The sequence below is a fragment of the Nitrospirillum amazonense genome (genome assembly GCF_029594735.1).
In the GTDB taxonomy this organism is placed as follows: Bacteria; Pseudomonadota; Alphaproteobacteria; order Azospirillales; family Azospirillaceae; genus Nitrospirillum; species Nitrospirillum amazonense.
Genome location: NZ_JARPAF010000004.1, coordinates 1,701,225 through 1,714,674, shown reverse-complemented (window position 1 = coordinate 1,714,674; position 13,450 = coordinate 1,701,225). Strand labels below are relative to the sequence as shown.

At 68.8% G+C, this 13,450-nt stretch carries 9 protein-coding genes; 6 read left to right on the top strand and 3 right to left on the bottom strand.

From position 1 onward, the window contains the following. Positions 1–51: 51 nt before the first annotated feature. From P5F91_RS28210 to P5F91_RS28200, 3 genes are all read right to left on the bottom strand, one after another. On the bottom strand, positions 52–2,370 hold the full coding sequence (locus P5F91_RS28210) for an ATP-binding protein (RefSeq protein ID WP_145608956.1): 2,319 nt from the start codon (positions 2,368–2,370) through the stop codon (positions 52–54). Positions 2,371–2,466: 96 nt separating this feature from the next. Further along, positions 2,467–3,198 carry a 2OG-Fe(II) oxygenase gene (locus tag P5F91_RS28205; protein ID WP_338424087.1) on the bottom strand — a complete coding sequence of 244 codons (732 nt, stop codon included), beginning with the start codon at positions 3,196–3,198 and terminating at the stop codon, positions 2,467–2,469. After that, on the bottom strand, positions 3,198–3,914 hold the full coding sequence (locus P5F91_RS28200) for a 2OG-Fe(II) oxygenase (protein WP_145608957.1): 717 nt from the start codon (positions 3,912–3,914) through the stop codon (positions 3,198–3,200). The genes P5F91_RS28205 and P5F91_RS28200 overlap by 1 nt, the downstream gene beginning before the upstream one ends. A 219-nt stretch (positions 3,915–4,133) precedes the next feature. Here P5F91_RS28200 and P5F91_RS28195 point away from each other — a divergent pair, with 219 nt between their 5' ends. The 6 genes from P5F91_RS28195 (at position 4,134) to P5F91_RS28170 (ending at position 13,443) form a co-directional block, all read left to right on the top strand. After that, a complete protein-coding gene (locus tag P5F91_RS28195) occupies positions 4,134–5,825 on the top strand; it encodes a methyl-accepting chemotaxis protein (protein WP_145608958.1) in 1,692 nt (563 codons plus the stop codon). Between the two features lie 317 nt (positions 5,826–6,142). Then, positions 6,143–6,301: a hypothetical protein gene (locus P5F91_RS28190; protein ID WP_157999591.1), complete on the top strand. Its 159-nt coding sequence runs from the start codon at positions 6,143–6,145 to the stop codon at positions 6,299–6,301. Further along, positions 6,301–7,677, top strand: coding sequence for an efflux RND transporter periplasmic adaptor subunit (locus tag P5F91_RS28185; RefSeq protein WP_145608959.1), 1,377 nt, complete (start codon positions 6,301–6,303; stop codon positions 7,675–7,677). Before P5F91_RS28190 ends, P5F91_RS28185 begins: the two co-directional genes overlap by 1 nt. Positions 7,678–7,730: 53 nt before the next feature. After that, entirely contained in the window at positions 7,731–8,411 is a 681-nt protein-coding gene (locus P5F91_RS28180) for an ABC transporter ATP-binding protein (protein ID WP_199902739.1), read from the top strand. A 64-nt stretch (positions 8,412–8,475) separates the two neighbouring features. Beyond that, positions 8,476–10,956, top strand: a complete 2,481-nt coding sequence (locus tag P5F91_RS28175) for an ABC transporter permease (RefSeq protein ID WP_277908897.1) — start codon at positions 8,476–8,478, stop codon at positions 10,954–10,956. A gap of 12 nt (positions 10,957–10,968) precedes the next feature. Further along, positions 10,969–13,443 (top strand): ABC transporter permease, encoded by a 2,475-nt coding sequence (locus P5F91_RS28170; protein WP_277908896.1) that lies wholly within the window; start codon positions 10,969–10,971, stop codon positions 13,441–13,443. Positions 13,444–13,450: the final 7 nt, after the last annotated feature.

Here is a 13,450-nt window from a genome sequence, read left to right as displayed (position 1 = left end):
AGGGGTGACGCCGTTCTTATCGGGGTAGTCCTGCTTCCGGGGCGGCGTACGCTACCGGGCGCCCAGACAGCGGGATATCGCCTGCCGCAGCTGGGTGCTGTCCAGGGGTTTGGGCACGATGGCGAAGCCCAGGCTCTCCGCCTCCGCCACGCGGTCGCCATAGCCGCTGACCAGCAGGACGGGCAGGCCGGGGTGCAGGTGGCGCACGGCCTGGGCCAGTTCCAGGCCGTTGCGCCCCCCGGGCAGCACAATGTCACTCACCATCAGCGAGATGTCCGGCCGGTCGGCCAGCAGCGACTGGGCGGCGTCGGCCGTCGTGGCCGCCAGCACGCGGAAGCCCAATGCCTCCACCATGTCCCGCATGACCTTGGCCACCGTCGGATTGTCCTCCACCAACAGAATCTGACGTCCGTTGCCGGCGACCTCTGGAACGCCGTTGGCCGCAACGCCTTTGGCCGGGACGGTGCCGGTACCCGTGGCGGTGGCGGCGTCCTCTTCGGCCCGGGGAAGGTAGAGGGTGATGGTGGTGCCGGCCGCGGCGCTGTTCGGGACGGCCGCGTTCAGGCTGTCGGCCAGCGCCGCGCCGCCGGACTGGCGGGCCAGGCCGTGCACCTGAGCCAGCCCCAGGCCCGTGGACTTGCCGTCCCGCTTGGTGGTGAAGAAGGGGTCGAAGACCCGGTCCAGGATGTCCGGCGGAATGCCCGACCCCGTGTCGCAGACCGTCAGGCGTACGAAGTCGCCCATCAGGCCGCCGGTACGGTCGCTTTCGTGGCTGGCGGGATCGATGTGGACATTGGCGGCCGCCAGGCGCAGCACGCCGCCCCGGGGCATGGCGTCGCGGGCGTTGACCGCCATGTTCAGCAGCGCCAGGTCGAACTCCGTCCTGTCCACGCGCAGGGGCCACAGGCTGGGCGGCAGCGCCGTTTCCAGGCGGATGTCGCCGCGCAGCGCCGGGCGCAGCAGATCGGCGATGTCGCCGGCCATGTCCGACAGCCGCACCAGATCCAGGTGCAGGCGGGGCCGGCGGCTGAAGGTGCGCAGATTGTGGGTCAGCCGCTCCCCCCAGGCGATCGCCTGCAGCATGGCGTCCAACACCTCGCGCTGGGGTTCGGTGTGCGGGCGGCGGCACAGCACCTCCGCCCCGCTGCGCACGGTCATCAGCAGGTTGGCGAAGTCGTGGATGATGCCTCCCGTGATCTGGTCCAGCGCCTGCAGCCGCTGGGTGCGCAGCAGCGCGCCCTCCGCCTGCTCCCGTCGGGTCTCCGCCGCGCGCAGGGCCTGGGCCGCCAGCCGTTCCCGCCGGGCGCGGCGCATGGCCAGCAGCGTGGTGGCGCACAGCGCACCCATGACCGGCAGGGCCAGCAGCGCCAGCCATCCCAGGCGCCGGTGCCATTGGCGGTCCAGCTGGGCCCGGTCCACGCCCACCATCACTGTCAGCGGCGCGTTGGCGATAAGCCGGCAGGCCGTCAGCCGCTGTTGCCCCTCACTCGCGGCGCCGGCATCCGGCGGACTGGCGTCCCGGGAACCGGCATCCGGGGCGCCCTCGGCGCCAGCGGCGGGCCCAGTGGCGGGCCCAGCGGCGGGCCAGCCGGCGCGCCAGGCCGCGTGAAGGCCGGGACAGATGGGATCGACCTGCGCCCCGTCCATCGCGACTGGGCGGCCCGCCATGATCATGCCCTCGCGGTTGACCAGCAGGACGGTCGTCGCCGGGTCGTCTTGCGTCACCCGCCGGTAGAAATCGTCGAAATAGGCCAGCGACATGGAAACGGCGGCGATGCCGGCCAGGCTGCCGTCGGGGTGGCTTAGGCGGCGGGCCAGGCTGAAGACGCGCTGATCGCCCGATGTTCCGCTGGTGGCTGCCAGGCTGTCGGACGGGGGAATCAGCATCTCCGTCTGGCCGGCGCGCAACTGACCGTAGGCGGGGCTGTCGGTGATGTCGGGCCTGCCGGCGGCGGCGGTGTGGCGGCTGACGGCCAGGGGGCGGCCCTGTGCATCCCACAGCCACAGCGCCTGGATTTGGGGAATGCCGGCCACCATGCCGGCCAGGGCGGCACCCACCTGATTCGCGTCCCGGGGGCGGGCGAGGACGAGATGGGCGGGGTCGAGGTCGCGCACCCGGTCCAGGATCAGCCGGTCGCTCTCGATCACCTTTTGGGCGTGTTCGTCCACCGCGGCGGCGATGCGCTCCACCCGGTCGCCGGCTTGTGCGACGATGTCCCTGCGGCTTTCCAACCCCGCCGCGGCCAGCAGGGCCAGGGGGATCAGCACGGCGGCCAGCATCTGCAGGCGCAGGGCCGCGATGGTGGAGGGCGCCCGCGGCAGCTCCGCCTCCGCCACCCGCGGCGCCCCGATGTCGGAATTGACCGTCACGACCGCCCTTGCGTCCCTCAGTCCACGCCAGGCCCGATCATATGGTCCGGTTTACGCAATCTCCAATGGCGTTGCAGCCTATCCTTTTAGTTGAACTCAGGGTAGGCCGACAGGCTCGGTGGGAAAGGCCAGTTCGTGCCGCGCCCGCCACTCCGGCTTCACATAGTTGATGATGATGGTGCGGCGGATGCCCTGGAAGGGGCGTCGGGCGAAGCCGTGCCAGGTGTCGCTGCCGGGAATGAACACCAGCCCGGTGTTGAAGCGGCCCGACGCCCGGCCGGCATGGCCGCCCTCGGGCCCGTCCATGATGTCGGTGCCGAGGTTTTCCGCGTCCGGCCCGGTGCTGAGGTAGACCAGCATGGTGAACAGCTTGGCGCCGATGTCGGTATGCGGCTCCAGCCAGAACCCCTCGCGGTCCAGGCAATATTCGATGCGCAGCGATGATCCGCCGAGATCCACGCCGAACTGGCGCGCCAGGGTGGCCACCGTCTCAGGCGCCTGGAAGGCGGCCGCCACGGCGCCGCATACCGGATATAGCAGCTGGTTGTCGGTCGACAGGAAGGTGCGGGTGGAGTTGTGCGTCTCCCGCCGGCCCCGGGTATCGTCGATCTCCGGCGCCGCGAAGGGCAGGGTGGCCAGCGCCTCCGCCACGGCGGACGGGAAGACGCTGTTGAGATACCAGTGGCGGTATGGACGATCGTCCCGGTCCGCCGCGTCCAGGCAGGCGCGCACATGGCGGCCGGTGGCGGCATCGAAGGCCTGCGGGTCGAAGGCAGGCGTGTCGGCGCGAGGATGCGGGGCGCCAAGGTGGGGTGCTGGAAAGCTCATCACATCTCCCCCTTGCCGGAGAAGGCGCTGCCCAGGCGCTTCAGGCCGGCGGTGACGCCGTGGCGCAGGGTCTCGCGCCGGGCGGTGCCGGCATCCACCATCCAATTCAACATGATGTAGCGTCTCACGCCGTCGTGCGGCTTGTGGCCGTGGAAGGAATTGTCGGTGCGACGGAACGCCACCAGCGTGCCGTCCAAGGGCAGCACCTCGGCCAGCATGTCCTCCATATCGTCGGCGCTGCGCAGCAGGCGCAGGCGGCCGCCCGGCGCCGTCCAGGTGTCGTTCAGGTACAGCAGCGCCGTCAGGCGCTTGGTGACGCTGTCGGTGTGGATGCGCCCGTCCTTGGGCACGCAGCGGCTGCGCACCGTCACCATCAGGGCATCGGGGTCCAGGTCCAGGCCGAAGGTCTCGGCGAAGGCCTGCGTCGTCTCCGGCGCTGTCAAGGCGGCCAGCAGGCGGGTGAAGCCGTCCAGGTCGCCCCGCTCCAGCTCCGCGCGCGATGGGGCCGGCACCAGGCCGCCATGGGGGCTGTCGGGAAAGTCATGGCGGGCGGTGACGGCCACGACGGGAGCGATGAAGCCGGTCATCACCAGGTGGGGAAACGGCTCCATGGCCGGGCGCAGGGCGCGCAGACCATCCAGGTTCAGGACACCGTCCGTCCGATTGGCCGGCGGCACTGGGGCCACGGACGGGGCGGGGGAGGAAAGGGCGGGCATGGATTGGAAACCTTGAGAGGAGCCAGCCGGGACGGACCCCCTGGCGATGCCCCCTTTTCCACCTGTCCCGCCGGCGGGGCGTTGATCCAGGTCAAGGCCATATCCCTCCGCATATGTCGCCCACGTTAACGGAATCCACCAGACTCATCATGGAGAATGCCGGCAGCGAGGGGACGCCCCGTACGGGGTTCGCCCTTTGCGATTTCGGGAGTGGTGGCGATGCGTTGGATTTCCGATCTGGCCTTGACCCGCAAGATGGCCATACCGCTGGGCATGCTGTTGATCGTGGTCTGCGGCCTCATTCTCTATGCCGGGGCGGCGATGACCACGCTGAACCGCCAGGCGGACCAGTTGGTCGACGTGCTGGCCCTGCGCCGGCAGACGGTGATGCAGCTGGCCAACGCCATGAATGAGGGCACGATCGCCGAGAAGAACCTGCTGCTGGAGCGCAACGCCGAGGCCCGCGCCGGCTTCGACAAGCAGCGGCACGACTACTTCGCCCAGGCCGTGGACCTCGCCAACCTGCGCTTGGCCCAGGTGGACACCGCCGCCGACCGCCAGCTGACGGAGGATATGGTCAAGGCGGTGAAGCGCCGGGCCGAGGTGTCGGACATCGTGGCGCCCATGGGCCTGCGCCAGGAACTGGACCAGGCTTACGACTTCTCGGCCAAGGAAGGCCGTACCGCCCGCAAGGCCGCCGCCGCCGCCATCGCCCTGCAGGTCAAGATGACGGATGGCGAGCTGGTGGCCGGCAAGGCGGCGGCGGCGGAACAGGGCCGCCGTGCCGTCATGCTGCTGGTTGTGGCCAGCGCCATCGGCCTGGGTGCTGCCGTCACCGTGCTGTGGCTGATCGTGCAGCGCCTGGTGGCGCGTCCGCTGGTGCGCATGGCGCACACCATGGAACGCCTGGCCGGCGGCGACCAGGACATCATCGTGGAGGGCACGGACCGCAAGGACGAGGTGGGCTCGCTGGCCCGCTCGCTGGAGGTGTTCAAACAGAACGCCCAGCGGGCGGAGATGCTGGCCCTGGAACAGATGGCGGCGCAGGAACAGCGCATGCGCCGCACCCAGGTGGTGGAGCGGCTGATCATGGACTTCGACCATGCCGTCGCCGTCGTGCTGGACAATGTCTCGACCTCCGCCGACCGTCTGCACGGCGCCGCCGGCACCATGAACAGCATGGCCAACGAGACGCGGGAGCAGGCGACCGTGTCGTCCGCCGCGGCGGAGCAGACCTCGGCCAATGTGCAGACCGTGGCGGCGGCGACGGAGGAGATGACCAGCTCCATCGCCGAGATCGGGCGGCAGGTGGTGCGCTCGTCCCAGGTGGCGTCGCGCGCCGTGGATGACGCCCGCATCACCAACCAGACCATGCAGGGCTTGGCCGAGGCTGCCACCCGCATCGGCGCCGTGGTGCAGATGATCCAGGACATCGCCGGGCAGACCAACCTGCTGGCGCTGAACGCCACCATCGAGGCGGCCCGGGCGGGTGAGGCCGGCAAGGGCTTCGCCGTCGTGGCGGGCGAGGTGAAGAGCCTGGCCAACCAGACCGCCAAGGCCACGGAGGAGATTTCCGGCCAGATCGCCGCCATCCAGACGGCCACGGGCGGGGCGGTGGACGCCATCCAGGCCATCGCCGCCACCATCGGCGACATTTCGGAAATCACCACCACCATCGCCTCGGCCGTGGAACAGCAGAACGCCACCACCACCGAGATCAGCCGTAGCGTCGCCCAGGCGGCGGTGGGCACGCAGGAGGTGACCAGCAGCGTGGTGCATGTCACCCGTGCCGCCGGCCAGGCGGGCGCTGCGGCCGGCGAGGTGCTGTCCGCCGCCGGCTCCCTCTCCGGCCAAGCCGCCACCCTGAAGCGCGAGATCGAGGCCTTCCTCACCGGCATCCGCGCGGCGTGACGTTCAATCGGGCCTGAAGCGGGGCAGGACTGTCGATGGGTGGTTCCATCCCGCCCGTCTGGCCCGCCCGTCTGGCCCGCCCATTTGGCCTGTCCGTTTCGGTGGAGAGTCCGGATTCAAGCGGCAAGGGGTGTCCGCATCCGGACACTGTTCGCAAACGGACGCGGGGAATTCACGTTCAATCCATTGATAAATAAACGAGTCTGGATCTGGCATACCCTTTGCCATTGGAAGCCCGCAGCGTCCGCCTTGTGATGGGATGCTGGCGGGGTGGCCCTTCCCGGCCCGCCCTGTCCGACTGAAAAGGAAGTGGGGTTATGATGGTCCGGAACGACATCCTGATGGATATGCAAGAGGTCGCTGACACCCGGTCGCTGATCGAGCGGGTCGAGGATGCGCTGCTATCGGTCAATCCGGACCTGTGGCTGGTGAGCGCCCTGCTGGTGGTGGCCATCCGCTGCCTGGGGGCGCTGTGATGGGCGCGCCGGGTTCCTCCAGCGCGGAAGGTTCCGTTGGTGGTGTCCACATCGTCAAGGGGACGGGCGTGGGTGGCACCGGCGGCATGGGCATTGGCATGGACCGCCGGGTGGAGAAGCCCAAGGGCTGGAAGGGTTGGGTGCACCGCGCCCGCACCGACAGGCGCGCCTGGGCGGCGGGCGTGGCGCTGCTGGCGCTGACCGGCGGGGCGGTCGTCCTGACCCAGACCCAGGGAGGCCAGACCGTTCGTGTGGCGGAGTCCCGCCTGACCGTGGCCACCGTGTCCCAGGGCACGTTCGAGGATTTCATCCCCGTGCGCGGCGCGGTGGAACCGCTGAACAGCGTCTACCTCGACAGCATCGAAGGCGGCCGGGTGGAGAAGAAGCTGGTGGAGGTGGGCCAGAAGGTGAAGGCCGGCCAGCCACTGGTGGAGCTGTCGAACACCCAGCTGCAGCTGGACATCATCTCGCGTGAGGCGCAGGTGATGGAACAGATCAACCGCCTGCACGACACCGAACTGCAGCTGGAAACCAACCGCATCAGCAACCAGCGTGAGTTGGCGGAGTGCGACTACAATGTGTCCTGGCTGTCCAAGGACCTGGAGCGCAAGACGGCGCTGATCAAGACGGGTGCGTCTTCGCAACGCGACATCGACATCATCCGCGATCAGATCAAATGGTATGAGCGCCGGCGCGACCTGACGCTGGAGACCATGCGCACCACCGACAAGATGCGCGCCAGCCAGTACACCGAGATGCAGGACAGCACCCGCCGGCTGGAGGAGAACCTGGCCATGGCGCGCAAGAACCTGGACAGCCTGGTGGTGCGGGCGCCGGTGGACGGCCAGATCACCGTGCTGGACGTGGAGATCGGCCAGACCAAGCAGAAGGGTGAGCGCCTGGGCCGCATCGACCGCGACGACGGCTTCAAGGTCCAGGCCCAGATGGACGAGTTCTACCTGTCGCGCCTGGAATTGGGCCAGACGGCGGAGGCCGCCATCGGTGCCGGGGAGTACAAGCTGAAGGTCGCCAAGATTTATCCGCAGGTTCGCGACGGCCAGTTCCAGGTGGATCTGGAATTCTTGGGAGCGGCACCGCAGGATATCCGCAGCGGCCAGACCCTGCAGATGCGCCTGAAGCTGGGCGCGGCCACCACCGCGCTGCTGATCCCTAACGGCGGCTTCTACCAGGACACGGGCGGCGACTGGATCTTCGTGGTACAGCCGGGTGGCGCCTATGCCGAAAAGCGGCGCGTGCATCTGGGCCGGCGCAACGCCCAGATGATCGAAGTGCGCGACGGGCTGGCGGCGGGCGACCGGGTCATCGTCTCCTCCTATGGCGACCTGGCCCGCATGGACCGCATCGAACTGAATTGATCCGTTCGCGAAACGATCTTTGAATTTGTTGTCATAAGACGGGGATGGCAAGGATGCTGAAGCTAGTCGATCTGACCAAGGTCTACCGCACGGAAGAGGTGGAGACCACGGCCCTGAACCAGGTGAACATCCACATCAAGCAGGGCGAGTTCGTGGCCATCATGGGTCCGTCGGGCTGCGGCAAGTCCTCGTTGCTGAACATCGTGGGCATGCTGGACAACCCCAGCAGCGGCCAATACTGGTTCGGGGATGAGGATGTGGCCGGCTATGGCGAGCGTAAGCTGGCCGACATCCGCAAGAAGAACATCGGCTTCATCTTCCAGAGCTTCAACCTGATCGATGAGCTGACGGTGTTCGAGAACGTGGAGCTGGCGCTGCTCTACCACGACATCCCGGCGCGCGAGCGGAAGGAGCGGGTGAAGGAGGCGCTGGCCAAGGTCAACATCGCCCACCGTGAAAGCCACTTGCCGCAGCAGCTGTCGGGCGGCCAGCAGCAGCGCGTGGCCATCGCCCGCGCCGTCGTCTCGCGCCCCCGCATGCTGCTGGCGGACGAGCCCACGGGCAACCTGGACAGCGCCAATGGCGAAGAGGTCATGAACATGCTGACCGAACTGAACGGCGAGGGCACGACCATCGTCATGGTCACCCACTCCATGCCCCACGCCCAGTACGCCCGGCGCATCATCAACCTGTTCGACGGCCAGGTGGTGGCGGAAAACCTGCGCGCCGCCTGACGCTCCGCTTCCGTCCCGCCCGTTCCTGCCGCCGCCCTTCGCCGCAAAGGGGGAATGCTGCCCCATGTTCGCCAACTACCTGACCGTGGCGCTGCGCACGCTGATCAAGCACAGGCTCTATTCCGCCATCACAGTGGCGGGGTTGGCGCTGGGCCTGGCGGCGGCCATCCTGATCGGCCTGTTCGTCCATAACGAACTGACCTATGACCGCGACGTCACCGATGCCGACCGCATCCAGCAGGTGCTGGTCACCGCCACCCTGCCCGGCCGCGCGCCGGAGGATGGGGCGGCGCTGCCCATGCCTGTGGGGCCTGCGCTGAAGCAGGCTTTTCCCCGGCAGGTGGCCGAAATGGCCCGCATCCTGCCCCAGACATCCAGCCTCAAGCGGGATGAAACGCTGTTCAGCGAACAGGTGGCCGTGGCCGACACCAGCTTCTTCCGACTGTTCGACTGGCCCTTCCTGGCCGGCGACCGCGCCACGGCGCTGGACGACCCCAATTCGGTGGTGCTGACGCGCAAGACCGCCGCCAAGTATTTCGGCGACGCCGACGCGCTGGGCCGGACGCTGATGGTGGACGGGCATCCGCTGCGGGTGACGGGCGTCATGCGCGACCTGCCGGCCAACACCCAGTTCGCCTTCGCCCTGCTGCTGCCCATGGACAGCCAGGCCAACCAGACCCCGGACTACCTGCGGGACCACTGGGGAGGGCTGATGACCCTGACCTTTGTGAAGCTGAAGCCGGAGGTCGACCCGCAGGCCGGCGCCGACGCCATCCGGGCCGGCCTTCCCGCCTTTGGCGCCGCCATCCCGCCCATCCGCACCAGCACGGGTGAGGTTCACCTGGGCGAGGTGTTCAAATTCTTCCTGGTGCCGCTGACGCAGGCCCATCTGCATCCGGTGCGCAACGCCATGGTGGAGGGGACCAGCCCGCTGGAGGTCGGCATCTTCACCGCCGTCGCCGTGCTGGTGTTGGCCATCGCCTGCATCAACTTCATGAACCTGGCGACGGCGCGGGCCTCCTTGCGGGCGCGCGAGGTGGCGTTGCGCAAGGTGGTGGGTGCCAGCCGCGGCCAGATCATGGCGCAGTTCCTGGGCGAATCCATCCTGCTGACCGGCCTGGCGCTGATCCTGGCGGTGGCGCTGGTGGAGGTGCTGCTGCCATCCTTCGCTGCCTTCCTGGGCAAGCCGTCGCTCGCCTTCAACTATCTGCGCGACGCGCGGGTACTGGGCTGCCTGGCGGCCCTGGTGCTGGCGGTGGGCGGCGTCGGCGGACTTTATCCGGCCGTCTTCCTATCCGCCTTCCAGCCGGGACCGGTGCTAAAGGGCAACAGCGGCGGCACCGGCGCCGGTGGCCGCCTGCGCGTGGTCCTGGTGGTGGCGCAGTTCGCCATTTCCATCGGCCTGATGGTGGCGACGGGCGTGGTCTACGGCCAACTGGCCTACGCCCAGGGCCGGGCGCTGGGTTTCAACAAGGAAAACGTCGTCGTCCTGACCGACCTGTATGGCCCGGACCTGCAGCGGAAGGCGGAGACGCTGCGCGACGCCCTGCGGCAGGACCCGCGCATCGCCTCGGCGGCGCTGGCCGACTCCTATCCCGGCAGCGGCACCGAGAACAACACCGGCGTGAACCATCCCGGCGCGCCGGCCGATGACGGGGCCGTGGTGCTGCGCCGCGATGCCGTGGATCCGGACTATTTCGTCACCCTCAACGTTCGGCTGGTGGCTGGCCGCGCCTTCGACCGCGAACACCCGGCCGACACCATTCCTCCGGCCGACCCTGCCAATCCGCAGAAGCTGCGCCATGGCGGTGTGGTCCTGAACCAGTCGGCGGTGCGGCGCCTGGGCTACGCCTCGCCCGAGGCGGCGCTGGGCCAGCCGCTGATGCTGCCCGGCAAGGAGGGTGAGGCGGGGGTCGAGATCACGGTGGTGGGCGTGGTGGAGGACTTCCATCAGGGCAGCGTTCACACCGCCGTGGCGCCCCAGATTTTCATCATGACGCCCAAGAACTACAGCCAGCTGCTGATCCGGGTGAAGGCGGGGGAGATGGCGGGCGCGCTGGAGCTGATCGACCGCAGCTGGCGCCAGCTGGTGCCGGACCGGCCCGTTCCGCGCGTCTTCCTGGATGCCCAGCTGCAAAGCGTCTATGAGCGCGAGACCAAGACCGGCCAGCTGTTCGCCGCCTTCTCCGGCCTGGCCATCGTCATCGCCGCCCTGGGCCTGTTCGGCCTCGCCTCCTTCACCGCCGAGCGGCGGACCAAGGAGATCGGGCTGCGCAAGGTGCTGGGCGCCGGCGTCACCGACATCGTGCGCCTGCTGGTCTGGCAGTTCTCCAAGCCCGTGCTGGTGGCCAACGTCATCGCCTGGCCGATCGCATGGGTCGCCATGCGCCACTGGCTGGACGGCTTCGCCGATCGCGTTTCCCTCAACCCTCTACTGTTCGTGGCGTCCGGCCTGTCGGCCCTGGTGGTCGCCTGGGCCACGGTGGGGCTGCACGCCGCCCGGGTGGCGGCCACCAAACCCGTCGTCGCCTTGCGCTATGAATAAGGAGTCCTCGCCATGAAGATGCTGGGTAATTTCCTGCGGGTGGCGGTGCGCATCCTGGTGCGTGATCGGCTGTACACCCTGCTGAACGTGGCGGGCCTCGCCATCGGCATCGCCGCCGCCAGCATGCTGGGCCTCTATGTCTGGCATGAGACGCACTACGACGGCTTCTTCAGCAAGGCTGGCCAGATCTACCGCGTCGACAAGACGGAATTCGTGCCCGGCCGCATGCCCATCACCTACGATTCCACGGCCAAGCCCCTGGGTCCGATGCTGAAGCAGGATTTCCCCGAAGTCGAGGCCATGGTGCGTGTCCACAGCGAGTCGGTGGTGGTTTCGCGCGACGGCAACGCCTTTCGCGAGCGGATGCAGGTGGTGGACGGCGACTTCTTCCGGCTGTTCGACCTGCCCTTCATCGCCGGCGACCCCGGCACGGCGCTGGCCGCCCCCGGCACCGTCGTGCTGCCGGAAAGCCTGGCGCGGAAGTATTTCAATGGCGTGGACATCCTGGGCCGCACGCTGACGCTGACCAACGGCATCAGCCTGACGGTCAGCGGCGTCATCCGCGACCTGCCGACCAATACCCACCTGCGGCGTGATGCCATGCTGACCAACATCGGAACCCGGCTGGGCGAGAATTTCGACGGCTGGTTCACCCGCATGGACACGACCTGGAACACCAACTTCATCCGGACCTACATCCTGGTGAAGCCCGGCACCGACCCGGCGGCGCTGACGGCGCGCTTCCCCGCCTTCCTGGCGGCGCGCGACCCCAACTATCTGTCGACCGGCACCAACAAGCCGGCCAAGGCCCTGGTGCTGACCGGCCTCACCCACATCCACACCGATCCCACCGGGGTCAGCGCCAACCTGCTGGGCGTGCTGCGCGGCCTGCTGGCCGTGGCCGCCGTGGTGTTGGGCATCGCCATCGTCAACTTCGTCAATCTGTCGACCGCGCGGTCCTCCCTCAGGGTGCGTGAGGTGGCGGTGCGCAAGGCGCTGGGCGCGCCGCGCGGCATGCTGATCGGGCAATTCATCGTGGAATCGGTGCTGCTGACCCTGGTGGCGGCGGTGCTGGGGTACGTCCTGCTGGAAATGCTCATGCCCACCTTCGTGTCCGCGCTGGGTATCCGGTTCGACCGGGGCTATCTCTACAGCCCCTGGCTGCTGGTGGCGGAACTGGTGGGTGTGCTCGCGGTGGGCGGCCTGGCCGGCCTCTATCCGGCGCTGGTCCTGTCGCGGCCCACGGCGTCGGTCCTGTTGAAAGGCGGGACGGTGTCGTCGGGCGGATCGGCGGTGCGCACCCTGCTGGTGGTGGCGCAGTTCAGCGCCGCCATCCTGCTGGCCATCTCCACCATCGTCATCTTCCAGCAGACGCGCTACGTCAGCAGCCAGCAGCTGGGCTTCAACGCCGAAGGCGTGCTGCTGGTGCGCGAGTTGCACCAGCCTGAGGCGCGCGCCCACATTGAAAGCTTCCGCCAGGCGCTGCTGCGCATCCCGGGCGTGGCCCAGGCGGGCGCCAGCTTCCATGCCCCCGCCGACGGGTCAGACAGCACCGACAACTACCATGTGCCCGGCACGGTGGACGACGGCACCATCGTCTTCCGCAGTGAATTCATCGGGCACGATTATCTGCAGGCCATGGGCGTGCGGCTGCTGGCCGGCCGCCTGTTCGACCGTGCCGCCACGGCGGACGCGCTGCGCGATCCGGCGGCGGCCCCGGGTGAGGGCATCAACAATGTGCGCCCCACCGACCCCCTGGGCCGCACGGTGGTGCTGTCGTGGCGCGCCGCCCAGCGCCTGGGCTTTCACACGGCGGAGGAGGCGGTGGGCCGCCAGGTGGTCTATGACGTCGACTACCCGCTGACCATCATCGGCGTGGTGGACGACTTGCAGTTCAACAGCGCCCGGACGGAACTGCAGCCCACCGCCTTCCTGCTGGACGAACGCGGCCTGGACGTCATGGCCGTCCGCCTGACACCCGCCGCCGGGGCCGCCACGCTGGCCGCCATCGACCAGCTGTGGAAGGACACCTTCCCCACCATCCCCGCGAACCGGGAGTTCCTGGACGACCATATCCGCGACGCCTACACGGGCGAAATGCGCCAGGGGACCCTGTTGGCGGGCTTCACCGGCCTGGCCATCCTGATCGCCTGCCTGGGCCTGTTCGGCCTCGCCGCCTTCACCGCGCAGCGCCGGACGAAGGAGATCGGGTTGCGCAAGGTGCTGGGCGCCGGCGTCACCGACATCGTGCGCCTGCTGGTCTGGCAGTTCAGCAAGCCGGTCATGGTGGCCAACCTGATCGCCTGGCCGCTGGCCTGGCTGGGGCTCAGCCGCTGGCTGCAGGGCTACGCCTACCGCATCGCGCTGAACCCGCTGGTCTTCGCCGTGGCCGGGCTGGCGGCGCTGGTCATCGCCTGGGTGACGGTGGCAGGCCATGCCGCCCGCGTGGCGGCGGCCAAGCCGGTGGATGCGCTGCGGTACGAATAAAGGGGCG

Coding starts and splice junctions, on each gene's coding strand:
- P5F91_RS28205 (WP_338424087.1), bottom strand. CDS start 3,198: ATGAGCTTTCCAGCACCCCACCTTGGCGCCCCGCATCCTCGCGCCGAC.
- P5F91_RS28200 (WP_145608957.1), bottom strand. CDS start 3,914: ATGCCCGCCCTTTCCTCCCCCGCCCCGTCCGTGGCCCCAGTGCCGCCG.
- P5F91_RS28195 (WP_145608958.1), top strand. CDS start 4,134: ATGCGTTGGATTTCCGATCTGGCCTTGACCCGCAAGATGGCCATACCG.
- P5F91_RS28190 (WP_157999591.1), top strand. CDS start 6,143: ATGATGGTCCGGAACGACATCCTGATGGATATGCAAGAGGTCGCTGAC.
- P5F91_RS28185 (WP_145608959.1), top strand. CDS start 6,301: ATGGGCGCGCCGGGTTCCTCCAGCGCGGAAGGTTCCGTTGGTGGTGTC.
- P5F91_RS28180 (WP_199902739.1), top strand. CDS start 7,731: ATGCTGAAGCTAGTCGATCTGACCAAGGTCTACCGCACGGAAGAGGTG.
- P5F91_RS28175 (WP_277908897.1), top strand. CDS start 8,476: ATGTTCGCCAACTACCTGACCGTGGCGCTGCGCACGCTGATCAAGCAC.
- P5F91_RS28170 (WP_277908896.1), top strand. CDS start 10,969: ATGAAGATGCTGGGTAATTTCCTGCGGGTGGCGGTGCGCATCCTGGTG.